The sequence below is a fragment of the Priestia sp. P5_B4 genome, from assembly GCF_056400385.1.
Window position 1 is genome coordinate 1 of the sequence record NZ_JBFULJ010001337.1, and the last position, 731, is coordinate 731.

General features: G+C 43.1%; 1 protein-coding gene. It reads left to right on the forward strand.

The window, feature by feature from the left end; all coding sequences use genetic code 11:
* Positions 1-731 (forward strand): (Fe-S)-binding protein (locus tag AC1DRF_RS30830; protein WP_477742679.1); only part of this gene is annotated, 731 nt, incomplete at both ends.

Consider the following 731-nt stretch of genomic DNA (forward strand, 5'->3'; position numbering starts at 1 on the left):
GTCCGACGTATGGACAAACGAATCAATATGAAGCAGCTTCACCGCGCGGAAGAATTGCTTTGATGAAAGGAGTTGTAGACGGACTTATTGAACCTGATGAATCTGTTGAAAAACAATTGAATCTTTGTCTTGGCTGCCGAGCGTGTGAGCCTGTTTGTCCTTCGGGTGTGAAGTACGGACACTTATTAGAAGAAGCGCGTGATATTATTCAGCAGAAAAAAAGGCATAAATGGCCGGTAAAAGCGCTCAGGCATATGGTGTTCGAACAGCTTTTTCCGCATAAAGAACGATTAAAAAATGTACATTCTCTGCTTGCTTTCTATCAAAGAAGCGGCTTGCAAAAAGCTGTTCAAAAAACAAACATACTAAACGTCCTTCCTGGTAATCTAGCACAAATGGAAAAAACGCTTCCGCCTGTGCCAACCAAAAAAGAAATGAAGAAACGGCCGTTTTTATTCGAAGCAGAAGGAACAATAGAGCGTACGGTTGCTTTTTTTACAGGGTGTTTAATGGATACGATGTTTATGGAAACAAACAACGCGACGATTGCACTTTTACAAAAAGCGGGGTGTAAGGTCGTTATACCAGAAGTGCAGACGTGCTGCGGCGCACTGCATGCGCATGGAGGAGAAAAAGATCAGGCAAAGAAGTTAGCGAAGCAAAATATTATGGCGTTTGAATCCATTCAAGCGGATGATATTGTTCTTAATGCAGGAGGCTGCGGTGCGCTG